This window comes from Cytobacillus sp. Bac17 (assembly GCF_024519925.1).
Lineage (GTDB): Bacteria > Bacillota > Bacilli > Bacillales > Cytobacillaceae > Cytobacillus > Cytobacillus pseudoceanisediminis.
Genome location: NZ_JALJRC010000002.1, coordinates 222,714 through 245,631 on the forward strand (window position 1 = coordinate 222,714; position 22,918 = coordinate 245,631).

23 protein-coding genes and 1 other annotated feature are annotated in these 22,918 nt (G+C 40.7%); of the genes, 4 read left to right on the top strand and 19 right to left on the bottom strand.

From position 1 onward, the window contains the following. Nucleotides 1–18: 18 nt before the first annotated feature. Nucleotides 19–378 carry a hypothetical protein gene (locus tag NR125_RS05495; RefSeq protein ID WP_157380206.1) on the bottom strand — a complete coding sequence of 120 codons (360 nt, stop codon included), beginning with the start codon at nt 376–378 and terminating at the stop codon, nt 19–21. Nucleotides 379–764: 386 nt separating this feature from the next. Here NR125_RS05495 and NR125_RS05500 point away from each other — a divergent pair, with 386 nt between their 5' ends. Further along, on the top strand, nt 765–1,340 hold the full coding sequence (locus NR125_RS05500) for a nucleotidase (protein WP_034296571.1): 576 nt from the start codon (nt 765–767) through the stop codon (nt 1,338–1,340). A 331-nt stretch (nt 1,341–1,671) separates the two neighbouring features. On the opposite strand, the gene zur is transcribed toward NR125_RS05500, so the two are convergent. Genes zur through NR125_RS05515 form a run of 3 tightly spaced genes read right to left on the bottom strand, consistent with a single transcriptional unit; the run spans nt 1,672 to nt 3,765 of the window. Further along, a complete protein-coding gene (zur, locus tag NR125_RS05505) occupies nt 1,672–2,085 on the bottom strand; it encodes a zinc uptake transcriptional repressor Zur (protein ID WP_009332975.1) in 414 nt (137 codons plus the stop codon). A gap of 52 nt (nt 2,086–2,137) precedes the next feature. Next, nucleotides 2,138–2,980, bottom strand: a complete 843-nt coding sequence (locus NR125_RS05510) for a metal ABC transporter permease (RefSeq protein ID WP_256814794.1) — start codon at nt 2,978–2,980, stop codon at nt 2,138–2,140. Next, nucleotides 2,977–3,765 carry a metal ABC transporter ATP-binding protein gene (locus tag NR125_RS05515; protein ID WP_071156950.1) on the bottom strand — a complete coding sequence of 263 codons (789 nt, stop codon included), beginning with the start codon at nt 3,763–3,765 and terminating at the stop codon, nt 2,977–2,979. Before NR125_RS05515 ends, NR125_RS05510 begins: the two co-directional genes overlap by 4 nt. A 159-nt stretch (nt 3,766–3,924) precedes the next feature. Between NR125_RS05515 and NR125_RS05520 the strand changes: the two genes are divergently transcribed. Beyond that, complete coding sequence (locus NR125_RS05520; protein WP_019382849.1) at nt 3,925–4,179, top strand: DUF2624 domain-containing protein; 255 nt, start codon at nt 3,925–3,927, stop codon at nt 4,177–4,179. A 70-nt stretch (nt 4,180–4,249) separates the two neighbouring features. On the opposite strand, the gene NR125_RS05525 is transcribed toward NR125_RS05520, so the two are convergent. Together NR125_RS05525 and NR125_RS05530 are read right to left on the bottom strand one after the other, a co-directional pair. Then, nucleotides 4,250–5,143, bottom strand: coding sequence for a deoxyribonuclease IV (locus tag NR125_RS05525; protein WP_009332979.1), 894 nt, complete (start codon nt 5,141–5,143; stop codon nt 4,250–4,252). Between the two features lie 260 nt (nt 5,144–5,403). After that, complete coding sequence (locus tag NR125_RS05530; RefSeq protein WP_019382851.1) at nt 5,404–6,714, bottom strand: DEAD/DEAH box helicase; 1,311 nt, start codon at nt 6,712–6,714, stop codon at nt 5,404–5,406. A gap of 318 nt (nt 6,715–7,032) precedes the next feature. Here NR125_RS05530 and vrrA point away from each other — a divergent pair, with 318 nt between their 5' ends. Both vrrA and NR125_RS05540 read left to right on the top strand, forming a co-directional pair. Further along, nucleotides 7,033–7,602, top strand: coding sequence for a VrrA/YqfQ family protein (gene vrrA / locus NR125_RS05535; RefSeq protein WP_034296573.1), 570 nt, complete (start codon nt 7,033–7,035; stop codon nt 7,600–7,602). 169 nt (nt 7,603–7,771) lie between these two features. After that, nucleotides 7,772–8,722 (top strand): 4-hydroxy-3-methylbut-2-enyl diphosphate reductase, encoded by a 951-nt coding sequence (locus NR125_RS05540; RefSeq protein WP_009332982.1) that lies wholly within the window; start codon nt 7,772–7,774, stop codon nt 8,720–8,722. Nucleotides 8,723–8,763: 41 nt separating this feature from the next. On the opposite strand, the gene NR125_RS05545 is transcribed toward NR125_RS05540, so the two are convergent. From NR125_RS05545 to recO, 13 genes are all read right to left on the bottom strand, one after another. Then, on the bottom strand, nt 8,764–9,879 hold the full coding sequence (locus NR125_RS05545; RefSeq protein WP_009332983.1) for a Nif3-like dinuclear metal center hexameric protein: 1,116 nt from the start codon (nt 9,877–9,879) through the stop codon (nt 8,764–8,766). Then, nucleotides 9,876–10,583 (bottom strand): tRNA (adenine(22)-N(1))-methyltransferase, encoded by a 708-nt coding sequence (locus NR125_RS05550; RefSeq protein WP_009332984.1) that lies wholly within the window; start codon nt 10,581–10,583, stop codon nt 9,876–9,878. The genes NR125_RS05545 and NR125_RS05550 overlap by 4 nt, the downstream gene beginning before the upstream one ends. Nucleotides 10,584–10,741: 158 nt before the next feature. Next, complete coding sequence (cccA, locus tag NR125_RS05555; protein ID WP_009332985.1) at nt 10,742–11,107, bottom strand: cytochrome c550; 366 nt, start codon at nt 11,105–11,107, stop codon at nt 10,742–10,744. Nucleotides 11,108–11,294: 187 nt separating this feature from the next. Further along, a complete protein-coding gene (locus NR125_RS05560) occupies nt 11,295–12,434 on the bottom strand; it encodes an acyl-CoA dehydrogenase (protein WP_009332986.1) in 1,140 nt (379 codons plus the stop codon). 104 nt (nt 12,435–12,538) lie between these two features. Then, on the bottom strand, nt 12,539–13,066 hold the full coding sequence (locus NR125_RS05565; RefSeq protein ID WP_009332987.1) for a hypothetical protein: 528 nt from the start codon (nt 13,064–13,066) through the stop codon (nt 12,539–12,541). A gap of 74 nt (nt 13,067–13,140) precedes the next feature. Then, nucleotides 13,141–14,265: an RNA polymerase sigma factor RpoD gene (rpoD, locus tag NR125_RS05570; RefSeq protein ID WP_009332988.1), complete on the bottom strand. Its 1,125-nt coding sequence runs from the start codon at nt 14,263–14,265 to the stop codon at nt 13,141–13,143. A gap of 112 nt (nt 14,266–14,377) precedes the next feature. Continuing rightward, complete coding sequence (dnaG, locus tag NR125_RS05575) at nt 14,378–16,195, bottom strand: DNA primase (RefSeq protein WP_009332989.1); 1,818 nt, start codon at nt 16,193–16,195, stop codon at nt 14,378–14,380. 39 nt (nt 16,196–16,234) lie between these two features. Then, nucleotides 16,235–16,702, bottom strand: a complete 468-nt coding sequence (locus NR125_RS05580) for a YaiI/YqxD family protein (protein ID WP_026041796.1) — start codon at nt 16,700–16,702, stop codon at nt 16,235–16,237. 370 nt (nt 16,703–17,072) lie between these two features. Beyond that, a complete protein-coding gene (locus NR125_RS05585; protein ID WP_009332991.1) occupies nt 17,073–17,891 on the bottom strand; it encodes a pyruvate, water dikinase regulatory protein in 819 nt (272 codons plus the stop codon). Between the two features lie 28 nt (nt 17,892–17,919). Next, entirely contained in the window at nt 17,920–18,555 is a 636-nt protein-coding gene (gene ccpN / locus NR125_RS05590) for a transcriptional regulator CcpN (protein WP_009332992.1), read from the bottom strand. A gap of 255 nt (nt 18,556–18,810) precedes the next feature. After that, the gene (gene glyS / locus NR125_RS05595) at nt 18,811–20,883 is read right to left on the bottom strand and encodes a glycine--tRNA ligase subunit beta (protein ID WP_009332993.1); all 2,073 of its coding nucleotides are present in this window, start codon (nt 20,881–20,883) and stop codon (nt 18,811–18,813) included. After that, nucleotides 20,876–21,766, bottom strand: coding sequence for a glycine--tRNA ligase subunit alpha (glyQ, locus tag NR125_RS05600; RefSeq protein WP_009332994.1), 891 nt, complete (start codon nt 21,764–21,766; stop codon nt 20,876–20,878). The genes glyS and glyQ overlap by 8 nt, the downstream gene beginning before the upstream one ends. Before the next feature lie 106 nt (nt 21,767–21,872). Then, nucleotides 21,873–22,058, bottom strand: a binding site (T-box leader). A gap of 85 nt (nt 22,059–22,143) precedes the next feature. After that, nucleotides 22,144–22,896 carry a DNA repair protein RecO gene (gene recO, locus NR125_RS05605; RefSeq protein ID WP_009332995.1) on the bottom strand — a complete coding sequence of 251 codons (753 nt, stop codon included), beginning with the start codon at nt 22,894–22,896 and terminating at the stop codon, nt 22,144–22,146. Nucleotides 22,897–22,918: the final 22 nt, after the last annotated feature.

Here is a 22,918-nt window from a genome sequence, read left to right on the forward strand (position 1 = left end):
AGGCTTTTTTTTCTTTTTCTAAAAAAACGGCAGAATAAACATACCGACAATAATGGATATAGCCCCTATTGCAATCGCCCAGCCCCCAAGGCTTTCTGAACCCCTGCGGCGTGCGATAAAACCAAGGACAATTCCTGTTGCTCCAAAAAGAACCGGCAGCACAAACAAAGATAAAATGGAAAGTGCCAGGGCAGCATATCCGACTCCTCTGCCGGCTGCAACTGTTTCATTTTCTTCATCCCTGTTCGCTGATCTATTATAGACACCAGGCGCTGCTATTTCGGCAGAGGTTTCCTCAGAATAATCTGCATGAATTGCAGCTGTTTCGTTTTCCTCATCCCGATCCAGCGATCTGCCGTAGACACCTGGAGCTGCTATTTCTGCAGCAGCTTCTTCAGAATAATCTTCATGGACTGCAGCTGTTTCGTTTTCCTCATCCCGATCCAGCGATCTGCCGTAGATACCTGGAGCTGCTATTTCTGCAGCAGCTTCTTCAGAATAATCTGGATCTGCTTCGCCAATCCGCTCACTGTATCGAAGGTCATACTCTTCATTACTGCGCTCTTGGTCTGCCATCATGATCCCTCGCTTCCTTTGCTGTGTTACTAAAAAGTATTGCTTAATGGAGCATTTATAGTGTTTGCGATATAAGCCCTTTTTAAGATGTAAATGTTTAACTTTCATACCTGTTCAGGCAACACTCTTTTTCAAGGCCGGGACTTTTGTTAAGATAAGGGATATATGCATTAAAGGAGATCATAATGATGAAGAAGCGTTTTGGCATTGATATAGACGGAACGGTTACGCGCCCTGAAGCCATGGTTCCGTATTTAAATGAAGCATTTAATCTGAATATTACTTTAAATGATATTAAGCAATATGATTTAACACCTTTGGTGACGATTTCAGAAGAACAATTTGCAGATTGGTTTTATGAAAATGAGCCCATCATATACAAAGAATCACCCATTGCAAAAGGCGCAAAGGAAGCTTTGACCAACTGGAAACGCAAGCATGAATTGTATTTTATAAGTGCCAGGGGTTCTCACCTTCAGCAAATAACAGAGGAATGGTTTCTAGAGAACACATTGGAGTTCGATCATATTGAACTGATCGGGAGCCATGATAAAATCGAAGCAGCAAAAAAATATGAAGTGGATATATTTTTTGAAGACAAACATGATAATGCAGTTATGATTCATGAGGCATGTGGAATTCCTGTCATCTTATTCGATACACCCTATAACCAGGAACCCCTTCCCAATGGCGTCATTAGAGTAAGAAACTGGAAGGAAGCATATGCATGGGTGGAAGACTGGCTGCAGGAACAAAAGCGGTAGCGCCTTGATCAGATGAACTCAAACTAAAAACCGCCACCTCCTGTGGCGAACCTTGAAGCCAGCACATCCTGCGCAAGTCCGGCAGGCATAAGACGAATCACGCAGGAAACCTCCCAAAGCTACTTTGGTCGGGCGATGTATCGCTGCCGAAGCATTCCTTGTTCTGATTTCTGGAGTAATTTGGCTTATGAACCAAGAGGCTAGGCGCTGTAGCTGGATGCAGATTATTATTTCTCCACAAAGTTCACATCTTTATATTTTTTTATTTCCTAGATTACAAAAAGAAGCATGGGGCTATAATAAATAGCTCCATGCTTCTTTTTTATTTAATTTATTGAAAACATTCCGGGCACTTCCCATATATTTCGAACTTATGTCCAGAAACATCATATCCCTTGAGATTTTCCTGTACCTGCTTCATGGGACAGACTTCGATTTCCTTCGTTTTGCCGCAATCCAGACATATAAAGTGATGATGATGATGTTCATGTGAGCAAGTAAAGCGGAAGTGTTTTTCCCCTGATAGCTCTGTCATCTCAAAAATATCCAGGTTCACGAATAATGATAAGTTTCTGTAGATTGTATCAAAGCTGAGTCCAGGGTAATTATCCTTCATTTTTTCCAGAACATCTTTTGCCGTTAAATATTTATCGCTATCAGCAAATAGCTGAAGCATTTCTTCCCTCTTCCCTGTATGCTTATAGCCTTTATCCTTTAAAAGCTGCATGGCTTCATCAACATTCATACTTTCACCTCATTGTTTGCTCTGAAATAACTTCGGATAGAATTCCTTTATATTATGCCGGCCTCAGGCCTGCAATTTTTTTAAACAAGATTGTCACAATCAGTATTAACACGGCAATCATGACGATTGTTCCGCCTGGAGCTAAATCTATATAGTAGGAAATCGTCAGCCCGCCTAAAACTGAAATTTCACCGAAAAGCATGGACAGGAAAATCGTCTGTTTGAATCCTTTTGCGATTCTGATGCTGGCAGCAACCGGCAAAGTCATAAGTGATGAAACCAATAAAATACCCACTATTCTCATGGAAGCAGCTATGACCAAAGCTACCATGACAATAAATATGAAGTGGACACTTTTTGCAGCTATTCCAGATGCCTTGGCATGCTCTTCATCAAATGACAGCAGAAACAATTCTTTATAGAGCAGCACCACAAGTACAATAACAAACACGCTGATGATTAAAATCGTCCATAAATCCAGCCGGCTAACCGCACTGACACTGCCAAAGAGATAACTGAATAAATCAGTATTGAACCCGTCAGCGAGTGAAATAAATATTACTCCAAGCCCAATGCCTCCAGATAAAATAATAGGAATAGCAAGCTCCTGATAATGTTTATAAACAGCCCTCAGTTTTTCAATAAACAATGACCCTGCTACGGAAAAAGCCATCCCCATATATAACGGATTCAACCCGCTCAATCCGATAAATTTCTTTTCAAGCAGCAAGCTTGCAGCGATCCCAGCAAGTGTCACATGACTTAAAGCATCGGCAATTAAAGACAGCCTCCTGACAACAATGAACACACCCAGTAGAGGAGCAATGATTCCGATGATGATTCCCGTTAAAAAAGCATTTTGTAAAAATTCATATTGAAGGATTCCTGCAATCATCTGCCTGCTCCTTTATCGTGGTGATGATGGTCATGATTATGTGTCAGAACATGTACATCATGCCCGTAGATTTCTGACATTTCATTTATATTTAAGCTTTCAAATTCTGCTGTATTTCCATGGAAATGCAAATTCTTATTCAGGCAAGCCACATGAGTGACTTTATCAGAAATTGTGCCAATGTCATGTGTAACCAGCAATAGAGTTATACCAAGCTTCTTATTTAAATCATCAAGCATCTCGTAGAAAGACTGGACATTTTTTACATCTACACCTACTGTGGGTTCATCCAATATTAGCAATTTTGGATCGCTTACCAATGCCCGGGCAATGAAAACCCGCTGCTGCTGCCCGCCTGAAAGCTCGCCTATATTGCGTCCGGCAAACTCTTGCATGCCAACAGATTCAATAGCATGCAGAACTTTTGCCTGATCGGCCTTGCCCATAAATTTAAAAAGCCCCAGCTTCTTTGTAAGGCCGCTTGAAACGACTTCAAAGACCGTTGCCGGGAATCCTGTGTTAAATGAATTTGCCTTTTGAGAAACAAACCCAATGTTCTGCCAATCCTTAAAGCGGCTTATTTCATTGCCAAACAGTTTGACGCTCCCCTTCTGCACTTTAAGCAAATTCAGGATAAGCTTTAGCAGGGTTGATTTTCCCGAACCATTTGGCCCGACGATTCCAAGGAAATCTCCTGAATTAATAGTCAGATTAATATCCTCCAGGACATTGTCTTTCTCATATCTATAAGAAACATGATCTATTTCAATAATTGGCTGTGCCATTTTTATCACCTTACATATTAAGAATCATTACGATTTACTAACACAGTATACAGGAACCTGCATTCAAAGTAAAGGTACATGCTTATTTATTGGAATTTCAAAACTTATTGTCACTATTCATATTCTTAACTCATAAAGTACTGAGGAGGAGTGATGAACATGAAAATATTCGAAAACATCATTAATCACAAACTAAGCAATATTACAGCAGATGAATTATTAAAATATGGAGAGCAGTTCAACATCAGAATTACAAAAGCGCAGGCTCAGAAAATTGCAGACCATTTGAGAGGAAAGCAAGTAAACATCTTTGATGATCGGGAACGGACAAAAATAATAAAAGAAATTGCCAGGATTGCGGGTCCGGAAACTGCAAGGGAAGTAAACAGGCTGTTTTTGCAATTTACAAAATAGGACTTGGCTTATAATACTTAATTACTCATGCAAAAAGCTGTGCAGTCTCGGGCACAGCTTTTTATTATAGTTATCCAGCCGTAATGGCTTCTAGTAGATTTTCATTGAATTCCTGGCTGCGCAGCATATTAATTTCTTGCTTATAAGGCGCTTTTTTATTGTTTTTATCTTCGCCAACATAAGGAGTCTCCAGAATTTTAGGGATATCCTGTAATTGAGGATGATGAACAATGTAGTTTAACGCACTGAAGCCAATGTGGCCAAATCCGATATTCGCATGACGGTCTTTACGCATTCCGCGCTCATTCTTACTGTCATTAATATGGAGCACTTTCAGGCGGTCAAGCCCAATAATCTTATCGAATTCTTCCAATACACCATCGAAATCATTTACAATATCATATCCTGCATCATGCGTATGACAAGTATCAAAGCATACAGATAAATGGTTGTTATAATTGACTCCCTCTATAATCATAGCCAGCTCTTCAAAGGATTTCCCGCACTCCGAACCTTTTCCGGCCATGGTTTCTAGTGCGATCTGCACATTTTCTTCGCCATTTAAGACTTCATTCAAGCCCTCCACGATTTGTTTGATGCCGGCCTCTGTTCCAGCTCCTACATGTGCACCTGGATGAAGAACAATCTGCTTAGCACCAATCGCTTCGGTGCGGTCGATTTCAGAGCGAAGGAAATTAACGCCTAATTCAAATGTTGAAGGGTTTGAAGTATTCCCGATATTGATAATATAAGGAGCATGTACAACGATATCAGCAATCCCGTGCTCTGCCATATGCTTCAGCCCGGCCTCAATGTTCAGATCTTCGATTTTTTTTCTTCTTGTGTTTTGCGGGGCTCCTGTATAGATCATAAATGTATTGGAGCCATATGAAACAGCTTCTTCACTTGCTGCTAAAAGCATTTTTTTTCCGCTCATGGACACATGTGATCCAATTTTCAGCATGACGATACCTCTCCCTTTAATATTTCTTTTAAAAATTTGTTTTACTTATAAACCATGCCCGTTGATTTCCACTGCGTGCATTTTGATTTCCGGAGGAATGAGAGCCTTCTCGGATTCGACTGCAGGGTCTCTCACTCCCTCTCCTCCCGCAGGACTTTGACTAAGCTTCCTTGAATTAACTTTTCAAGAATCAAATCCCATCAGCTCCCAACCAACTCAGTGGTTAAGACGAGTTAGCAGGTCAAAAGTCTTGCAAAAATTTATTTGCGCTTTATTCTTCTTTCGCGTTTTTTAATTTTATCCATTTCCCATTTCATTTTCTTTTTATATCCTGGTTTTACTTTTTTTGGTTTTTTCACTAGTGATGCAGCTTTTTTATCAATGTCATCTGTTTGTTTCTGTCTTGTTTTTCGCTTATTGCGATTATCCAGGTCTGTCCATTCACCTTTTTGCAGATCTTTGTGCTGGAATTCCAATCCCATTTTTTCAAGTCTGTTTAATGCATCTTCATCGGAAGTCTCATACACCGTCACAGCAATTCCCGAGAATCCTGCACGCGCTGTCCGGCCAACCCGGTGTATATAAAAATCAAGATCTGTCGGAAGTTCATAGTTGATTACATGGCTGATTCCCTGTATGTCAATGCCCCGGGCTGCCAGGTCTGTTGCCACAATATATTGAAACTCAAGGTCGAGAATCTGCTTCATCATTTTCTTTCGCTCACGAGGGTTAAGGTCTCCGTGAATCCGCCCGACTTTTAGACCTTTGCTGATTAATCCGTCTGCCACTTCATCTGCCTTTTTCTTGGTGTTGGTAAAAACAATGGCTAAGTAAGGATTAAGCGAAGTCAATGCTTGGTAGACAAGTTCCACTTTGTTTCGATGTCTGGACGGCAAAAGCCAGTGCTCAATATTAGCTGCTGCTGCCTGCTTAGGCTCAACGTGAACATATTTCGGATTTTCCATATATTTCTTCAGGAAAGGCTTTAGCTTCTCCGGAATGGTAGCTGAGAACACAAGCATCTGAAGCTTTTCCGGCATCCTTGCTGCAATCTGATCAACATCCTCAATAAATCCCATATCAAGCATTAAATCAGCTTCATCCACAATAAGAATTTCTGCAGTATGCACAAATAGCGCCTGTTCCTTTACAAGGTCATTAATTCTTCCAGGAGTCCCTACAACCACATGAGGCTGTCTTTTCAGTTTTTCAATCGTTCTCTGCTTATCTGTTCCGCCGATATAGCAGCGGGCAGTTATCTCTTCTCCTTCTGGACAATGCTCTGTTACTTTAAGAATTTCATGATAAATCTGGTTGGCCAGCTCACGTGTCGGTGCAGTAATAATGGCCTGAACCTCCTGGCGGGATGGATCAACTTTTTGAAGAATAGGCAGTACGTATGAATGAGTTTTTCCTGTACCTGTCTGCGACTGGCCAATGGCGCTTTCACCCTTCAGTACTGCAGGAATCATTCTTTCCTGAATTTCTGTCGGCTCGAAAAAGCCAAAATCCTTAACCGCTTCTATAATAAAAGGCTTCAAATTAAATCGGTCAAATTTCGTTTCGTTCATATAAAAACCCCTCAATTATTCAGATTCGCCTCAGTTCAGGCAGCATCCGAAACATATATTAGTGAAGTAAGATCTACTAGTATCAACTGCAACTTGCTGGTTCCGAGCTTTTCCTACATCCTGTTATTATAATAAAGTTTCCTGCAAATAACCACTCATACAGGCATTTATATTTTTATGATAAGCTTTTTGGGCGATTTTAATAAATAAATTGGTTTCTTCTGCTTTATGCCTAAACCAAAATGGGATAAACGCATACTTTATTATATGAAATTTTATTAAGAAGCAGAAATGTGCAAAGAAAGGAGGCCAATAGATATGATGCCAGGATCAAGACCCCCTATGCGCGGAGGAATGCCTCCCTATCCTTTTATGACACCGATGCAGGGAAGACCTCCTATGGGGCCAATGATAAGCGGTCCTCCGGGAATGAAACGCGGTGGAGGCAGGGGAGGATTGCTTTCAAAAATATTGGGAAAAGGCAATGCACAGCCTGCAGCCGGAATGGGGGGAGCAAGAGCAGCAGGAGGCTCCCCCGCAGGTGGAGGCATATTGCAGGCAATAAGCAACCCTTCTTCCATAAACGGCTTTTTAACAAACACTCAAAAGGTTCTAAATACCGCACAGCAAATTGGACCAATGGTTCAGCAGTATGGTCCGCTGGTCAGGAATCTTCCTGCTATGTGGAAACTTTATAGAGGTTTGAAAGATGCCCCTGAAGCTGATGAGACCGCTTCTGAACCTAAAGAGGAATCCAATCAGACGAAAGCAGAAAAAAAGAAACCAGATTCCCAGAGCAAAAAAACCAAAAAGGCACCTGTCTCTGAAAAGCCAGCCGTTAAATCATCTTCAGCAGAAGGTATTTCCAAACCTAAATTATATATTTAAAGAAAAGGATGCTGAGGCATTCTTTTTTTGCTTTTTATTAAGAAGAATTACTCCTTTTGTAATATCGGTTTATCTCTTATATAATAGAAATGCAATATGGGATTTTTCCGCATTAGAAATAGAACTCACTTCAATTCAGATATAAGCTTTCATTAGGGAGGATAAGCAGATGAATGTCATAAAAATCTCTCCTCGGGGGTATTGTTACGGTGTGGTGGATGCAATGGTTATTGCCAGAAACGCTGCACTTGATCCGTCATTGCCAAGACCCATCTATATTTTGGGTATGATCGTTCATAACAAACATGTAACAGATGCTTTTGAAGAGGAAGGCATTATTACACTTGATGGGAAAGACCGCAAAGAAATCTTAGATAAAGTCGATAAAGGCACTGTCATTTTTACAGCACATGGCATCTCACCTGAAGTGCGTGAAGCAGCCAAACAAAAAGGCCTTGTGACAATCGATGCTACGTGCCCTGACGTAACAAGAACACATGATTTAATCAGAGAGAAGGAAAAGGAAGGTTTTCAAATCATTTACATTGGCAAAAAAGGCCATCCAGAACCTGAAGGTGCAGTAGGTGTAGCTCCTCAAGCAGTCCATTTAGTGCAGACCATTGAGGATGTAAATGAACTTAGCATACAGGCTGATAAAATACTGGTGACTAATCAGACAACAATGAGCCAATGGGATGTCGTACATGTTATGGATCAGATAAAGGAAAAATATCCTCACGCAGAGTTCCACAAAGAAATCTGCATGGCTACCCAGGTGCGCCAGGAAGCTGTTGCGGAACAAGCTGGCCAGGCTGACGTTTTAATCGTCGTGGGGGACCCAAAGAGCAATAACTCCAATCGTCTTGCACAGGTATCAGAAGAAATTGCCGGTACAAAAGCCTACCGCATTGCTGATATAACTGAACTGGATGTGAATTGGCTAAAAGATGCAACGACAGTTGCAGTCACTGCAGGAGCCTCTACACCGACACCGATCACAAAGGAAGTCATCACGTTCCTGGAACAATTTAATCCCATTGATGAATCCACATGGTCACGCGAGAAAAAAGTGCCATTAAATAAGATACTTCCTAAAGTGAAGAAGCCTGCAAAGCTATAATCAAAAAGACCGGTCCCTATAGGAGACCGGTTCTTTTTTAGTCAAACAAACTTAAATGGATCCGTATGAATTTCAGAAGGAAAAATGGATACGCTATACCCTTTTCCAGAACACATCTGTACTAATTTTTGGGCAACTCCCTTTTTCATTATTTTTTCCACATTATGTCCCGGATCAACAATATTGAGGCCCATCATCATGGCATCATGTGCCACATGATAATACATGTCACCTGTAACATATACATCAGCCCCCTTCATCTTTGCTGACATGAAGTATTTATTTCCATCTCCGCCCAGGACAGCAACTTTCCTGATTTTGGATGAGAGGTCACCTACTACCCGGACTCCATCCACTTCAAGTGTATGTTTTACATGCTCTGCAAATTCCTTTAGAGTCATCTCGCTGATTTCTCCAATTTTTCCAAGCCCAAGAACTTCCCCCTTGTTTTCAAGCTTATAAATATCATAAGCAACTTCTTCATAAGGATGGTTTTTGAACATGGCCGACAGCACTTTCTTTTCTATATGTTCAGGATAAATGGTCTCAATGCAGACTTCTTCAACAGTCTCAAGCTTACCCTGCTGGCCGATATGCGGATTGGCCTCCCCATTAGGCTTAAACCGCCCTGTTCCACGGGAGGCGAACGAACAATGACTGTAATTGCCAATTGAACCTGCCCCTGCGTTTCCAAGCGCTTGCCTTAGTGATTCAGCATTTTCTTCAGGTACAAACACAGCGAGCTTTTTCAATTCAGTTTCATATGTTGGATATAAAACTTCTGTATTGGTCAGCTTCAGTGCATCAGCAAGCATATCATTGACCCCGCCTTTGGCGATATCCAAATTGGTATGTGCTGCATATACGGCTATATCATGTTTGATAAGCTTTTCAATAATTCTTCCGGATGGAGTATCCGTTGAAATTTTTTGCAGCGGCCTGTAGATTAACGGATGATGAGCAATAATCAGCTGTACCTTCTTTTCAATTGCCTCATCAACGACTTCTTCCAGCACATCAAGGGCAATCATGACATTTTCAACGGGGGTGTTAAGCCTGCCGATCTGGAGGCCGATTTTGTCTCCTTCCATCGCATATCCTTTTGGGGAGAACTGCTCAAATAATTGGATAATCTCATGTCCATTTATTTTTTTCACTGTTTTAGTACCTCCTCTGCCATTTTGATTTTCTCCTTCAGCTCCTGTTTTCTCTTTTCTGTTTCGCTGGAGTATGCAGCCTTATCGAGCTGCAAAAGGATTCTCTCCCAATTTTTCTTTTCACCAATCCACTTGGTTCGAAATACTTCGGATTTTTGCTCCATTAGAAAAGGGCCCATCAGCAAACCTTGTTCTTTATTCTTGTATGGTTTCAAAGGCTCTCCTTTTTCAGCTGCAAGGATTTCATAAATCTTTCCGTCTTCTTCGAGAATTTCTTCAGCGATTAGCTCCCAGCCGTTAGCAATCAGCCAGGTTCTAATCGAGATGGCACTTAAATTCGGCTGGAGGATAAGCCTCTTTATAGCAGCAAGCTTGCTCTTCCCATCTTCAAGAATGCTCGCAATTAAAGCGCCTCCCATGCCCGCAATGGTTATACAGTCTACTTCGCCTGGCCCAATTACTTCAAGGCCGCTGCCTTTTCTTACAGAAATCTGATTTTCAAGCCCTTCCATTTTCACCTGTTTTTTGGCTGATTGAAACGGCCCTTCCACCACTTCACCAGCAATAGCAAAAGGGACAATGCCTTTCTTTACTGCGTAGCAGGGCAAATACGCATGGTCTGAGCCTATATCAGCCACTCGTGAACCAGGGGGGATATAATTTGTTACAGCTTCAAGCCGATTTGATAATTTCTCTGTATTCATTCTGTCACCACTTATATATGTATTGTAACAAGCGCAGAGCGCCTGCCTATCTGCTCCTCCTGAGAGAAAAGCTAAAAAAAGCTATCGTAATTTGCGATAGCCTTTCTTATAGTATAAAAAAAGTCCTTTACATATGCAAAGGACTTTCATTATAGGTATTACTTAAGGCCTGCTAACCATTCAGCCATTTCGGCAGCTTTGTCTTGAGGCACTAATCCTGGAGGCATTGAGCCTTTACCGTTTACTACGATATTTGCGATATCATCTTGTGATAAACGATCGCCTACACCTGTTAGAGCAGGACCAACTCCACCTTGATACTGGTCACCGTGACATCCGATACAGCTCTTCTGATAAATTTCTTCAGGGGTTGCAGCTGCAGTTTCTTCAGTTTCAGCACCGCCGCCTTCCTGTTCTTTAGCAAGCTCTTCCATATCGCCAAGACCTTTAAAAGAAACAAGGAACATTGCTACCACACCAAAAACCATAATTAACACAAATGGAATGATTGGATTGCGATTCATGATTTAACCTCCCTTATGTAAGCACATTCAGTTTAAGTAAGTATACAAACAATCTCTATTTTACTTTAAAAAAGTCAGAAGGAAAAGCCCTATTGTAAACTTTGTCAAATCTTGTTCATAAAATGGACAAAAACTCCATCCTGAGGGTGGAGTTTTTGTCCTTCCTATTATTGGATTCATAATAAATTTAGCACCCAATAAGGCGTGCAATGACCATTCTTTGTACTTCTGAGGTACCTTCACCTATTTCTGTGAGCTTTCCGTCTCTCATGTAGCGTTCTACATGGTAGTCTTTCATATATCCGTATCCTCCGTGGATTTGGACGGCCTGATCAGCGATTTCCATACAGATTTCAGAAGCATAGAGCTTGCACATGGATGCTTCTTTTGCGAAAGGTCTGCCCTGGTCTTTCAGCCATGCAGCTTTGTAAACCATATTCCTTGCCAGTTCAATTTTCATTGCCATATCTGCAAGTTTAAATTGAATAGCCTGAAAATCTGATAATGAACGGCCAAACTGCTTACGTTCCTTTGCATACTGGAGTGCCTTGTCATAGGCAGCCTGCGCTATTCCCAGAGCCATGGCTCCAATTCCAATACGCCCTCCATCCAAAGTAATTAAAAATTGTTTAAAGCCCTCTCCTTTTTTGCCGAGCAAGTGCTCAGTCGGAACGCGTACGTCTTCAAGGACAAGTTCAGTAGTATTTGATGCATTGAGTCCCATCTTTTCGTAATTATCGATCACAGTAAATCCTTCTGCATCCGTTGGAACAATAATTGCGCTTATTTCTTTTTTGCCATCCTTTTCACCGGTGACAGCAGTCAATGCTAAATGCTTAGCATAGCTTGCATTTGTAATGAAACACTTATTTCCGTTAATGATATATTCTCCATCTTTTTCTACGGCTGTTGTTCTTGTACCGCCTGCATCAGAGCCTGCATTTGGTTCTGTCAGACCGAAAGCTCCAAACGACTCACCTGTACAAATTGGCACCAGATATTTTTGCTTCTGCTCTTCAGTTCCAAATAAATAAAGCGGTGCTCCGCCAAGAGAAATATGCGCCGAGTAAGTGATTCCGGTAGAAGCGCACGCTCTGCTCAATTCTTCTGTTACAATAGCGAAACTTACAGTATCTGCCCCTGCCCCACCATATTCTTCAGGGAAAGGAAGTCCCATTAAACCAAGATCCGCCATTTTTTTAAAAACTTCTATCGGGAATTCTTTTGTACGGTCTCTTTCCAAAGCCCCCGGTGCCACTTCTTCCTGAGCAAATTCCCTTATGGTTTTATAGATCATATTCTGTTCGGCCGTCAAATCAAAATTCATTTACATCCCCCTTAAACACAAAAGTTGTTGTATACGCTTTCATTACTATTATATAAGGGATGCAAGAGTTTTCTCAACATTTAAAAACTTTTTAAAATATTTTATTATACGAATATAGAAATAACTATTAAAAAGCATCCTAGCGCCCCGGAAATCCATAAATATTGAAACTTCAATTTCAAACCCGCAAACAGCCAAAGAACACAATTAATTACTAGGGCAGCATAGAGAGCTTTCTGGTTTTCGCGATATACCTCTGATACTAGTGCAACAGATCCCATCAGTAAATTCAATGCTGCTGATATGATGGGAATATGCATTAATTTTGCTTTCCTGAAAAAATAAAAAACAAAGAATATACACGTGAAAATAAAAAGAAACAAAATGGCAGTTTGCAAAATAATAGACAATTCAGTAAAATAAATTAATAAAGCAGAAATTGGAATAAGCAGCAAGAAAATAAGATTGGCCAGATACAGACCCATTACACTTTTATGCTTTTTTATTTCCTTCGGCTGACTTCCTTCCGTATAAAGAGCCAGCAGGTAGTCACAATATCGATCAGGGAGCATTCGGCTTTTCTTCCAATACAGAAGTTCGTTAACAATGACCTTTTTTCTGTTTTCATCCAACCAAAGCACATCCAGTCAAAAAAAAATAGTTTACTTCCATTTTAAGAAGTAAACTATCCACTGGCAATTCTTTTTTATTCTAAGAAGTCTTTTAAACGCTTGCTTCTGCTGGGATGACGCAGTTTTCTTAAGGCTTTGGCTTCAATTTGACGTATACGCTCCCGGGTAACGCCAAATACCTTGCCAACTTCTTCTAAAGTCCTGGTTCGGCCGTCGTCCAGTCCGAATCGAAGACGAAGAACATTTTCTTCCCGGTCAGTAAGTGTGTCAAGAACATCTTCAAGCTGTTCCTTAAGGAGTTCATATGCCGCATGCTCTGATGGAGAAGTGGCATCCTGATCTTCAATAAAGTCACCTAAGTGAGAGTCATCCTCCTCACCAATAGGTGTTTCTAATGAAACAGGTTCCTGTGCAATCTTAAGAATTTCTCTTACTTTATCTGGAGTTAAATCCATATCTTCAGCAATTTCTTCTGGTGTTGGTTCGCGGCCAAGATCCTGAAGAAGCTGACGCTGGACACGGATCAACTTATTGATGGTTTCAACCATATGGACAGGAATACGAATTGTACGGGCCTGGTCAGCAATTGCTCTTGTGATGGCCTGGCGGATCCACCATGTTGCATACGTACTGAACTTAAATCCTTTGCGGTAGTCGAATTTTTCAACCGCTTTTATCAGTCCCATATTTCCTTCCTGAATAAGGTCAAGGAATAGCATTCCGCGTCCCACATACCTTTTAGCAATACTTACAACCAATCGGAGGTTAGCTTCTGCGAGACGTCTTTTTGCTTCTTCATCGCCTTCCTCAATTCGATTGGCAAGTGCGATTTCTTCCTCTGCAGAGAGTAAATCAACACGTCCAATCTCTTTTAGATACATACGGACAGGATCATTAATTTTCACACCCGGAGGGACACTTAAATCATTAAGGTCAAATTCCTCTTCATTTTTTGCAAGCTCCTGAACATTTGGATCTTCATTTTCATTGTCTCCGACTAATTCAACACCCTGATCTCCGAGGAATTCATAGAATTCATCCATCTGGTGGGAATCGACTTCAAATTGAGACAATCTTTCTGCTATATCATCATAGGCAAGGACACCTGTCTTTTTTCCTATTTCAACTAATTGATCTTTCACTTGTTCAAGGGTCAACTCTGTATCAACCTCTTTTGAACGGGCCGACTTTTCAGCCATATGTCCCCCTCCTTCCAAAAATCAAACACATTCTTAATACATCTTGCAAATGGGACTATTCCTTAGGAGACGCCTAATCCCCAGAAACATTTATTTGAGGCACAAGGCCTTCTTATAGTGACTTTCGCAAATGAAGGATCTCCATTGCGATTAAAGCCGCTTTAGCATAATCCTTTTGTCGTTCTGCTTCTTTTTCTTCATTTAGTTTTTCCTTTATTTTTAACATCTTTTGATAATTCAACACCTGTTTAAGATAATCTGATAATTCCTGTTCGCTTATTTCATCGTTAATGGACATCATTTCTATATCCACCACAATTCGCTTAAGCTTTTCATCTTTTATAAAATTTATAAATGCACTCGGATCAGGCGTATGGCCTTTTTCGTAGAAACCTAAAAGATAGGTAATAATTGCCTGGTGTTCATCGATGTTAAATGTATTTCCCTGAAGCATATCCTGAACTTTAAATGCTATGTCACTATTCCTGAGCATGTGGGCGATTAGCCTTCTCTCCGCTGTATGGTAGGCGGGTTTAAGACTGTCAGCCCTTTTTGGTGTTTGAAGCCTTTTTTGAGGTTCGAAAGCACCTTTCCCTTTATGGGTGTTCCTTCGCTTCTCCGTATAATAGACCTGTTTTTGCTGCTCTTTCAAGGCTTCCAGAGAAAGTGAGAATTCATTCGCAAGCTGGCGCAGATAATGATCTCTTTCGACCGCTTTATCCAGCTGGCTGATCTCCTTTAATACCTCTTCGATATAAAGGAGACGATCTCCTTCATTTTGAAGCCTTTTCCCCCTGCGGAGATAAAGCATCTTAAATGCCATAAAGGTTATGCTGGACTCGATTACATCATGACGAAATTTTTCTTCTCCGAACTCATTAATATAATCATCCGGATCATATCCGTCAGGCATGAGCGCCACTCTGATCTGGCATCCTGCTTCCATTAGCAGATTTGCTGCCCGGTATGCGGCTTCAATACCTGCATTATCGGAATCATAACAGATCGTGATTGATTGAACATTTCTTCTTAAAGAAGCAACATGTTCTTCAGTTAAAGCGGTGCCCATCGTACCAACGCCATTGCCGACACCAGCACGATCAGCAGCGATTACATCTGCAAACCCTTCAAAAAGAACGGCCCTCTGCAATTTTTTAATCTGTGGTCTCGCCAAATGAAAATTATATAAAGTTTTGCTTTTATTGAAGATTACAGTTTCAGGGCTATTTAAATATTTGGGCTCATCGTCCCCAAGTGATCTTCCCGAAAAAGCAATCGTATTTCCGCTGCGGTCAAAAATCGGGAACATGATTCTATCTCTGAAGCGGTCAAAATAGTTCCCATCTTTCTCCCTTTTGATAATCAGTCCTGCCCTTTCCATAACATCTGCCGGGAATTTTCTTTTAGTAAGGAACTTGAAAACAAAATCCCAGGACTTCAATGAATAGCCGATTTGAAATTTCTCAATCGATTCCATTGTAAAGCCTCTATTAAGCAAATATTCAAGTGCATGCTGACCATCTTTTGTGTTTACGAGCAGATGGTGATAAAATTTACGTAGAAGCTCATGAGCTTCCATCATCTGCTGTAAATCTACAGGCATTGATTTTGCTGATGCTGCAGATGCCGCATCAATTTCAAGCTTGACATTTCCTTTTTCAGCGAGTTTCAAGGCTGCTTCCTGAAAGGAATATCCTTCTAATTCCATTAAGAAAGAAAAGGCATTGCCTCCCGCTCCGCATCCAAAGCAATGATAGATTTGCTTTTCGGGCGATACAGAAAAGGAAGGAGTATTTTCGCCATGAAAAGGACAAAGCCCAAAATAGTTGCGTCCTTGCTTGTTTAATTGAATATAGTCGCCAATGACATCAACAATATCTACAGCCTGCCGAATCTCATTTACTTTCTCCTCGGCGATCCGTTCTGCCATATGAACAACTCCATTACTTACTCAGGTATTCGATAAACGTTACTGAATTCCTTCAAGATTCGACAAAATTTTTGTCAATTGCTGCACAAACCTGGATCTGTCCTCTCGGCTGTATGGTTTTGGGCCTTTCCCATAAACTCCTCTTCTTCGCGCTTTCGCTGAAAGGTGCCTCATTTCAAGCGCGGTCCGAATTTCATTTTCCTCAAATAAAATTCCCCTGGGAGAAAGGACATAAACACCATTGAGCAAAAGAGTTGATGCCAATCCAATATCTTGAGTTACAACTACATCTCCTGATTTCACATAATTCATTATGAATAAATCAGCAGCTTCCTTACTGCTGTCAACGAATTTCCAGACAGCCCCATTTAGGTCATTTTTCATATGGGCATAAGAAGCAACAAATACTGCGTCCAACGTAAAGGAATTGGCTATTTCGACAATTTCTTCTTTAACGGGACAGGAATCAGCATCTACTATAATGTTCGGTTTGCCTGATGTTCTAATAATTCTACATCACTCCGCATAATCCTTCTTTGCATGAATAACTTTTGCATTGTGAGATATGTCGAATTTTTTCTTGGTCGAAAACTTGACATGCCACAATAAATAGTTTATTCCTTCGCAATGAACTCTAAACCTATTCAGGGACATTTTTATCACAATTTTTTATTATAGTACATTAATCTCTATTTTGCCATTAATTTATCTGGGATGAATATAATTTAATTTACAGGTTTTCCCCTGAAAAAAGCCATCCTTAGAATAGAGCTTTATTTCGGGGTTCCAGAGGAGTCTCCCGCTCCCTATTCTACCCTAAGCTAAACAGCCTAAATGCCTAGTATAAAAAAGAAAAGGCACATAAAAAATTTATGTGCTAGCTTTTCGGAAAGCTTTTACGGTATTGATTTAGAATCATATTGGCTGTTTCTTCTACTGCCTTATTCGTGACATCTATAACCGGGCATTTAATTTTAGATACAATCTTTTCAAAGTAACCTATTTCTTCTTTGATTCTCTCTATATTAGCATAGCTGGCATTATCGCTTAAACCTAGCGATATTAGACGTTCTCTCCGGATAAAGTTTAATTTCTCAGGACTGATTTTCAGGCCGAAGCACTTATCAGGCGGGACAAGAAACAGCTCTTCTGGAGGATCGACTTCAGGAACAAGGGGAACGTTAGCCACTTTAAGGCGCTTATGTGCCAGATATTGAGAAAGAGGTGTTTTTGATGTCCTTGAAACGCCTATTAACACTATATCCGCTTTTAATATCCCACGAGGGTCTCGGCCATCATCATATTTAACAGCGAACTCGATAGCCTCAATCTTTTTAAAATAATCCTCATCAAGCTTTCTGACCAGTCCAGGTTCAAAAAGAGGGGTAATGCCGCAGGCTCTTTGGATTTGATCCATTAAAGGGCCAACGATATCAAAAGCATATATTCCTTCTTCTGCAGACCTCTGGTTAATATACTTCCTCATATCCGGCTTAACCATTGTATAGGCTATCATGCCATTATCCAGTTTTGCCAGCGAAATGACTTCATCAATATGTATTTTTTCTTCAACATATGGGAAGCGCTTAATAGATATATCACTGCCATTAAACTGGCTTGTGGCAGCTTTTGTTACAAGTTCGGCCGTTTCTCCCACTGAGTCCGAAACGACGTAGATGATCGGCAATTTTTCCATTCTTCAACACCATCTCCTTCTTACTTTGCTACTTTTCGCCGGCCAGGGCCAAGAATGCTTTTGTCAGGTTTGTTTTGGTTATCCGGCCGTTTACTTCGAACCCTTTCTCTGTCTTTTTTACAACAGGAAGGGCATCGATTTGCTTTTCAATCAGCTTTTTAGCAACTTCTATGAGCAAATCATCTTTTTCACACATCGTAATATTAGGCATTCTTGTCATAATGATATTAACAGGGATAGAATTAAGCTCCTGCTTGCCAATACTAGCCCTAAGCAAATCCTTCCTTGACAAAACCCCTACAAGCAGTGAACTCTGGTCCACTACAAATAGCGTGCCGACATCTTCCAGAAACATAGTCACAATTGCATCATATACCGATACATTCTCATTAACGACTACAGGAATGGATTGATAATCTCTTACATAAAGCTTCTGAAGGTTTTCTGTCAACAGCTGTGCCCCGGTTTTTCCTGTATAAAAATATCCTACACGCGGACGGGCATCCAAATAGCCTGCCATCGTTAATATAGCCAGATCCGGCCTTAGTGTTGCCCTGGTTAAGTTAAGCTGTTCCGCTATACTCTCACCAGTGATCGGCCCGTTTTCCTTTACGATTTCTATGATCTTTTCCTGCCTTTTATTTAATTCGATCTTCCTCACCACCTATTCTGAACAGGGTATGCTAATGGCACTCATTTCCCATTATAATAATGTTATACTTTTATATAATTATTATATACTATTTGTCATAAATGAAAAGATGTGTTTCCTATATAGTTCTCTTTACTTCGCCCAATATGTCCAAAATATGAAAGAGCCCGTCAGCAATATAACAGGCTCTTTCCTGACAGCTAAAGCTGCTGTCTTCTTTCTTAAAATTTAATCCTATTCCAGCAAAAAACGCAAAATTTAAGCTCGTTATTTAACAATAATTTCGTTCATATTTGCAAACTTCTTAATCAAATCAGCCAAATTTGCCATCTGGTGCAGCCTATTGCTGCGAATTTCCTGCTTTTCATCCATAACCATAGTATGCTCGAAGTATTGATCAATTTCTGGTTTCAGGCTAATTAGCAGGTTAAAGGCAGCTTCTTCTGCTACCTCTTTTCTTAATTCCTCGTTCACTGATAAATATTTGTTGAAAAGAGATTTTTCGTAAACATTTTCAAATAAGCTGCTGTCTATATCCCCTTTATCCTCTGCTTTAGAAGCAATGTTGATAACTCGGCTAAGAGCTTCAATGCTTTCCTTGAAACCTGCAGCATCCTTATGGGACTCCAATACTTCAGCTCTTTTTACAAGTGAAGGCACTGAACCGATTTCACTGCCCAAAACGGCTTCAATTAAGTCATAACGAACTGTCTTCTCCTGCAGCATATATTTGATTCTTAATTTAAAGAATGAAACCAGTTCCTGCATCAATTCACCCTTTGATTTCTTTCCAATCTTCGAATTAAGAACAGTCTCAGAAGATAATGCAATTAATTCTTCGAGTTTTAAATCCCAATTTTTTGCCAGTAAAGTCTGGATAACACCCGTTGCCTGTCTTCTTAAGGCATATGGATCCTGGGAGCCGCTTGGAATAATCCCTATTGCAAAGGAAGACACAATTGTGTCGAGCTTTTCAGCAATGGACAGCACTGCACCAGCATCACTTGCAGGCGTCTGGTCCTCTGCATTGCGCGGCATATAATGTTCATTAATTGCACGCGCCACAGCTTCCTTTTCACCTTTTTGCAGGGCATATTTTTCACCCATAAAGCCTTGCAGCTCTGGAAATTCATAAACCATGTGCGAAACAAGGTCGAACTTGCTGATTTCAGCAGCCCGGTCTGTCACTGCCTTTGCCTCATCGCTGAAATGAAGATTTTCACTCAAATTAGCTGCCAGCTGGCGAACACGTTCCACCTTTTCAGCAAGAGTTCCAATTTCTTCATGATAAACAATGTTCTTAAGTTTTTCCAGTGATGCCGCGATATCCGTTTTTTGGTCCTCCCTGTAGAAGAAAGCTGCATCAGAAAGTCTTGCCCGCAATACTTTCTCATTTCCTTTAGCCACTTTCTCCAAATGTTCATGGGATCCATTTCGGACAGTAACAAAGTAAGGAAGCAGCCTGCCCTCTTTGGACTTTACCGGAAAATAACGCTGATGCTCCTTCATCGATGTAATTAAAACCTCTTCCGGAAGCTCCAGGTATTCTTCTTCAAACTGGCCATATAATGCTGTTGGATACTCAACCAGATTATTTACTTCTTCCAATAAATCTTCATCTACAGGGATCACCCAGTCATTTTCTTCTTCTATTTTTTGCAATTGTGATAGAATTGCACTTTTTCTTTCCTGCGGATTAGTTATCACATATTGCGCCAGCAGGGACTTTTCATAATCAGAAGGATTGTTAATTTCAATCTCTTCGCCCAGAAAGCGGTGGCCCCTTGTAAGGTTAGAAGTATGAACGTTTGTAATTGCAAAAGGAATGACTTCATTTCCGAATAATGCCATAAGCCATTTGATCGGCCTGATAAAGCGCAGCTCCTGGTTTGCCCAGCGCATATTTTTCGGGAATGATAACGAGGTGACAATCTGCTGGAGTTCCGGCAGCAGTGCTGCTGTTTCCTTTCCTTTTATAAATTTGCTGACATGGGCATATTCAACCCCATTAATTTCTTTAAAGAATATATCTTCAACAGAAGCTCCCTGGCCCCGGCTGAATCCAACCGCAGCTTTTGACCATTCTCCATCCTCGGTTAAGGCAATTTTTTTTGCAGGTCCTTTCGCTTCCTCATTTATGTCCTCCTGGGCGGTATCTACTCCCGTTACAAGAACAGCCAAACGGCGTGGAGAAGAGAAAGCGCTGATCTCGTCAAAAGATATTTTCTTTTCCAAAAGCCATGAGTTCACTTTATCTGAAAGCTGATTCATTGAATTAGTGACAAATCTGGCAGGCATTTCTTCAAGTCCAATTTCCAGCAGAAGATCTTTCTTATTCATGAGATTCTTCCTCCTTATCCTTTAATATTGGGAAACCGAGTTTTTCTCTCTCTTCATAAAAAGTTTTGGCTACTTTTCTGGCCAGATTTCGGCATCGGGCGATATAGCCGGTTCTTTCTGTAACAGAGATCGCTCCCCTTGCATCAAGCAAATTAAAGGTATGAGAGCATTTTAATACATAGTCATATGCCGGGTGTACTAGGCCTTCATCCATTTGTCTATGTGCTTCTTTTTCATAAATATTGAACAAATTGAAGAGCATTTCCTGATCTGATGTTTCAAATGTGTATTTCGAATGCTCGAACTCAGGCTGCAGGAAGATATCTCTAACCGTAAACCCGTCAGTCCATTCAAGGTCAAAGACATTTTCCTTGTCCTGAATGTAGGATGCAAGCCTTTCAATTCCGTAGGTAATCTCAACTGACACAGGCTTACATTCCAATCCGCCTACCTGCTGGAAATATGTGAACTGCGTTATTTCCATACCATCAAGCCAAACTTCCCATCCTAAGCCTGCACAGCCCAGAGAAGGATTTTCCCAGTTATCTTCTACAAACCGGATATCATGTTCAAGCGGATCAATGCCCAATGCTTTTAATGAATCAAGATACAGCTCCTGAATATTATCCGGCGACGGCTTCATGATCACCTGAAATTGATGATGCTGATAAAGCCGGTTTGGATTCTCACCATAACGCCCATCGGCAGGACGGCGTGAAGGCTCCACATAAGCAACATTCCACGGCTCTGGTCCAATCGCTCTTAAAAAAGTATACGGGCTCATTGTTCCGGCCCCTTTTTCAGTATCATAAGCCTGCATCAAGATACAACCCTGTTCAGACCAATGTTTTTGAAGTGTTAATATCATGTTTTGAATATTCATAGGACACCTCTTTCTTATTGTATAAATTATAGCTTTATGAACTTAACAGCTGTCTACCCACCGCTTTTCTGTGAACATAAAAAACTCCCGTCTCTATGCCCAATGGCATAGGGACGAGAGTTTACCCGCGGTTCCACCCTATTTGCTGCGATTTTGACCACAGCCTCTTTAGTTGTCGATAGACAATATTGCTCTGGAGCGCCCTTCCTTAACCATCCATGCCCGGCTCCCACTATCCCGGGTTCGCTTTAATTAGAAAAGGTTAAGTACTCTTCTCCTTCACAGCAATTTTATTTTATTAATTTGAATCATAGCGGAATGGATTTAAATTGTCAATAATAACAAAAGCCAATGCGCTTCGCCTATAAAGAAACGCATTACATTAAATCATTAAACTTAGCCATTTGATTCAGAAACTTCTTTGTCTTCAAGTTTAAGCCTGAATACTCTTCATAATAGGCAGAAATAATCTTTTTCAATTCAGCTTTGGTTTCTGGTTTGACAGAGATATTGCCGAGCCGGGACAAGTCAAAAAAGTAAAACAGGCGAAGAAGCTTAATTGTCGCCTGGGACACTTTATAATGATAAGGATCCTTATCAAGGCAGCGGTGACAAATAAGCCCGTTTTCGCGGATAGAAAATGCAAAATGCCCGTCAGTGCTTCCGCAGACAGAACATTGATCAAGTACTGGATATAAACCCAGAGCATTCAGCATTTTCATTTCATAAATGTTTGTAAGAATTTCCGGGTCATATCCTTCGTTTATTAAATTTAGGGTTTGATACAGCAATTCGAACAAAAATGGGTTGGGCTTCTTATCCTCAATGCTTTTATCAGTCAAATCGACAATATAGCTTGCATATGCAGTCAGAAAAATATCTTCTTTAATGGACCGCATAGATGAAATCATGTCCCCCTGCTGCAGGGTACCCAAACCGCTTCCACGCTGAACTAAGAAATTCCCGTATGTAAAAAGCTGGGTGACAGCAGCAAGTCTGCTGTTCGGCTTTTTCGCTCCTCGTGCCATCACACCAACTTTTCCCCATTCACGGGTATATAAAGTAACAATCTTATTTGTTTCACTATAATTAGTTGTCCTGATGACGATGCCTTCACATTTATCAAGCAACCGTGACACCATCCCTGTCTTT

Bases quoted from the DNA above. Each gene is read 5' to 3' on its own strand.
- NR125_RS05500 (WP_034296571.1), top strand. From the start codon at position 765: ATGAAGAAGCGTTTTGGCATTGATATAGACGGAACGGTTACGCGCCCT.
- zur (WP_009332975.1), bottom strand. From the start codon at position 2,085: ATGAATGTTGATGAAGCCATGCAGCTTTTAAAGGATAAAGGCTATAAG.
- NR125_RS05510 (WP_256814794.1), bottom strand. From the start codon at position 2,980: ATGATTGCAGGAATCCTTCAATATGAATTTTTACAAAATGCTTTTTTA.
- NR125_RS05515 (WP_071156950.1), bottom strand. From the start codon at position 3,765: ATGGCACAGCCAATTATTGAAATAGATCATGTTTCTTATAGATATGAG.
- NR125_RS05520 (WP_019382849.1), top strand. From the start codon at position 3,925: ATGAAAATATTCGAAAACATCATTAATCACAAACTAAGCAATATTACA.
- NR125_RS05525 (WP_009332979.1), bottom strand. From the start codon at position 5,143: ATGCTGAAAATTGGATCACATGTGTCCATGAGCGGAAAAAAAATGCTT.
- NR125_RS05530 (WP_019382851.1), bottom strand. From the start codon at position 6,714: ATGAACGAAACGAAATTTGACCGATTTAATTTGAAGCCTTTTATTATA.
- vrrA (WP_034296573.1), top strand. From the start codon at position 7,033: ATGATGCCAGGATCAAGACCCCCTATGCGCGGAGGAATGCCTCCCTAT.
- NR125_RS05540 (WP_009332982.1), top strand. From the start codon at position 7,772: ATGAATGTCATAAAAATCTCTCCTCGGGGGTATTGTTACGGTGTGGTG.
- NR125_RS05550 (WP_009332984.1), bottom strand. From the start codon at position 10,583: ATGAATACAGAGAAATTATCAAATCGGCTTGAAGCTGTAACAAATTAT.
- cccA (WP_009332985.1), bottom strand. From the start codon at position 11,107: ATGAATCGCAATCCAATCATTCCATTTGTGTTAATTATGGTTTTTGGT.
- NR125_RS05560 (WP_009332986.1), bottom strand. From the start codon at position 12,434: ATGAATTTTGATTTGACGGCCGAACAGAATATGATCTATAAAACCATA.
- rpoD (WP_009332988.1), bottom strand. From the start codon at position 14,265: ATGGCTGAAAAGTCGGCCCGTTCAAAAGAGGTTGATACAGAGTTGACC.
- dnaG (WP_009332989.1), bottom strand. From the start codon at position 16,195: ATGGCAGAACGGATCGCCGAGGAGAAAGTAAATGAGATTCGGCAGGCT.
- NR125_RS05585 (WP_009332991.1), bottom strand. From the start codon at position 17,891: ATGGAAAAATTGCCGATCATCTACGTCGTTTCGGACTCAGTGGGAGAA.
- glyS (WP_009332993.1), bottom strand. From the start codon at position 20,883: ATGAATAAGAAAGATCTTCTGCTGGAAATTGGACTTGAAGAAATGCCT.
- glyQ (WP_009332994.1), bottom strand. From the start codon at position 21,766: ATGAATATTCAAAACATGATATTAACACTTCAAAAACATTGGTCTGAA.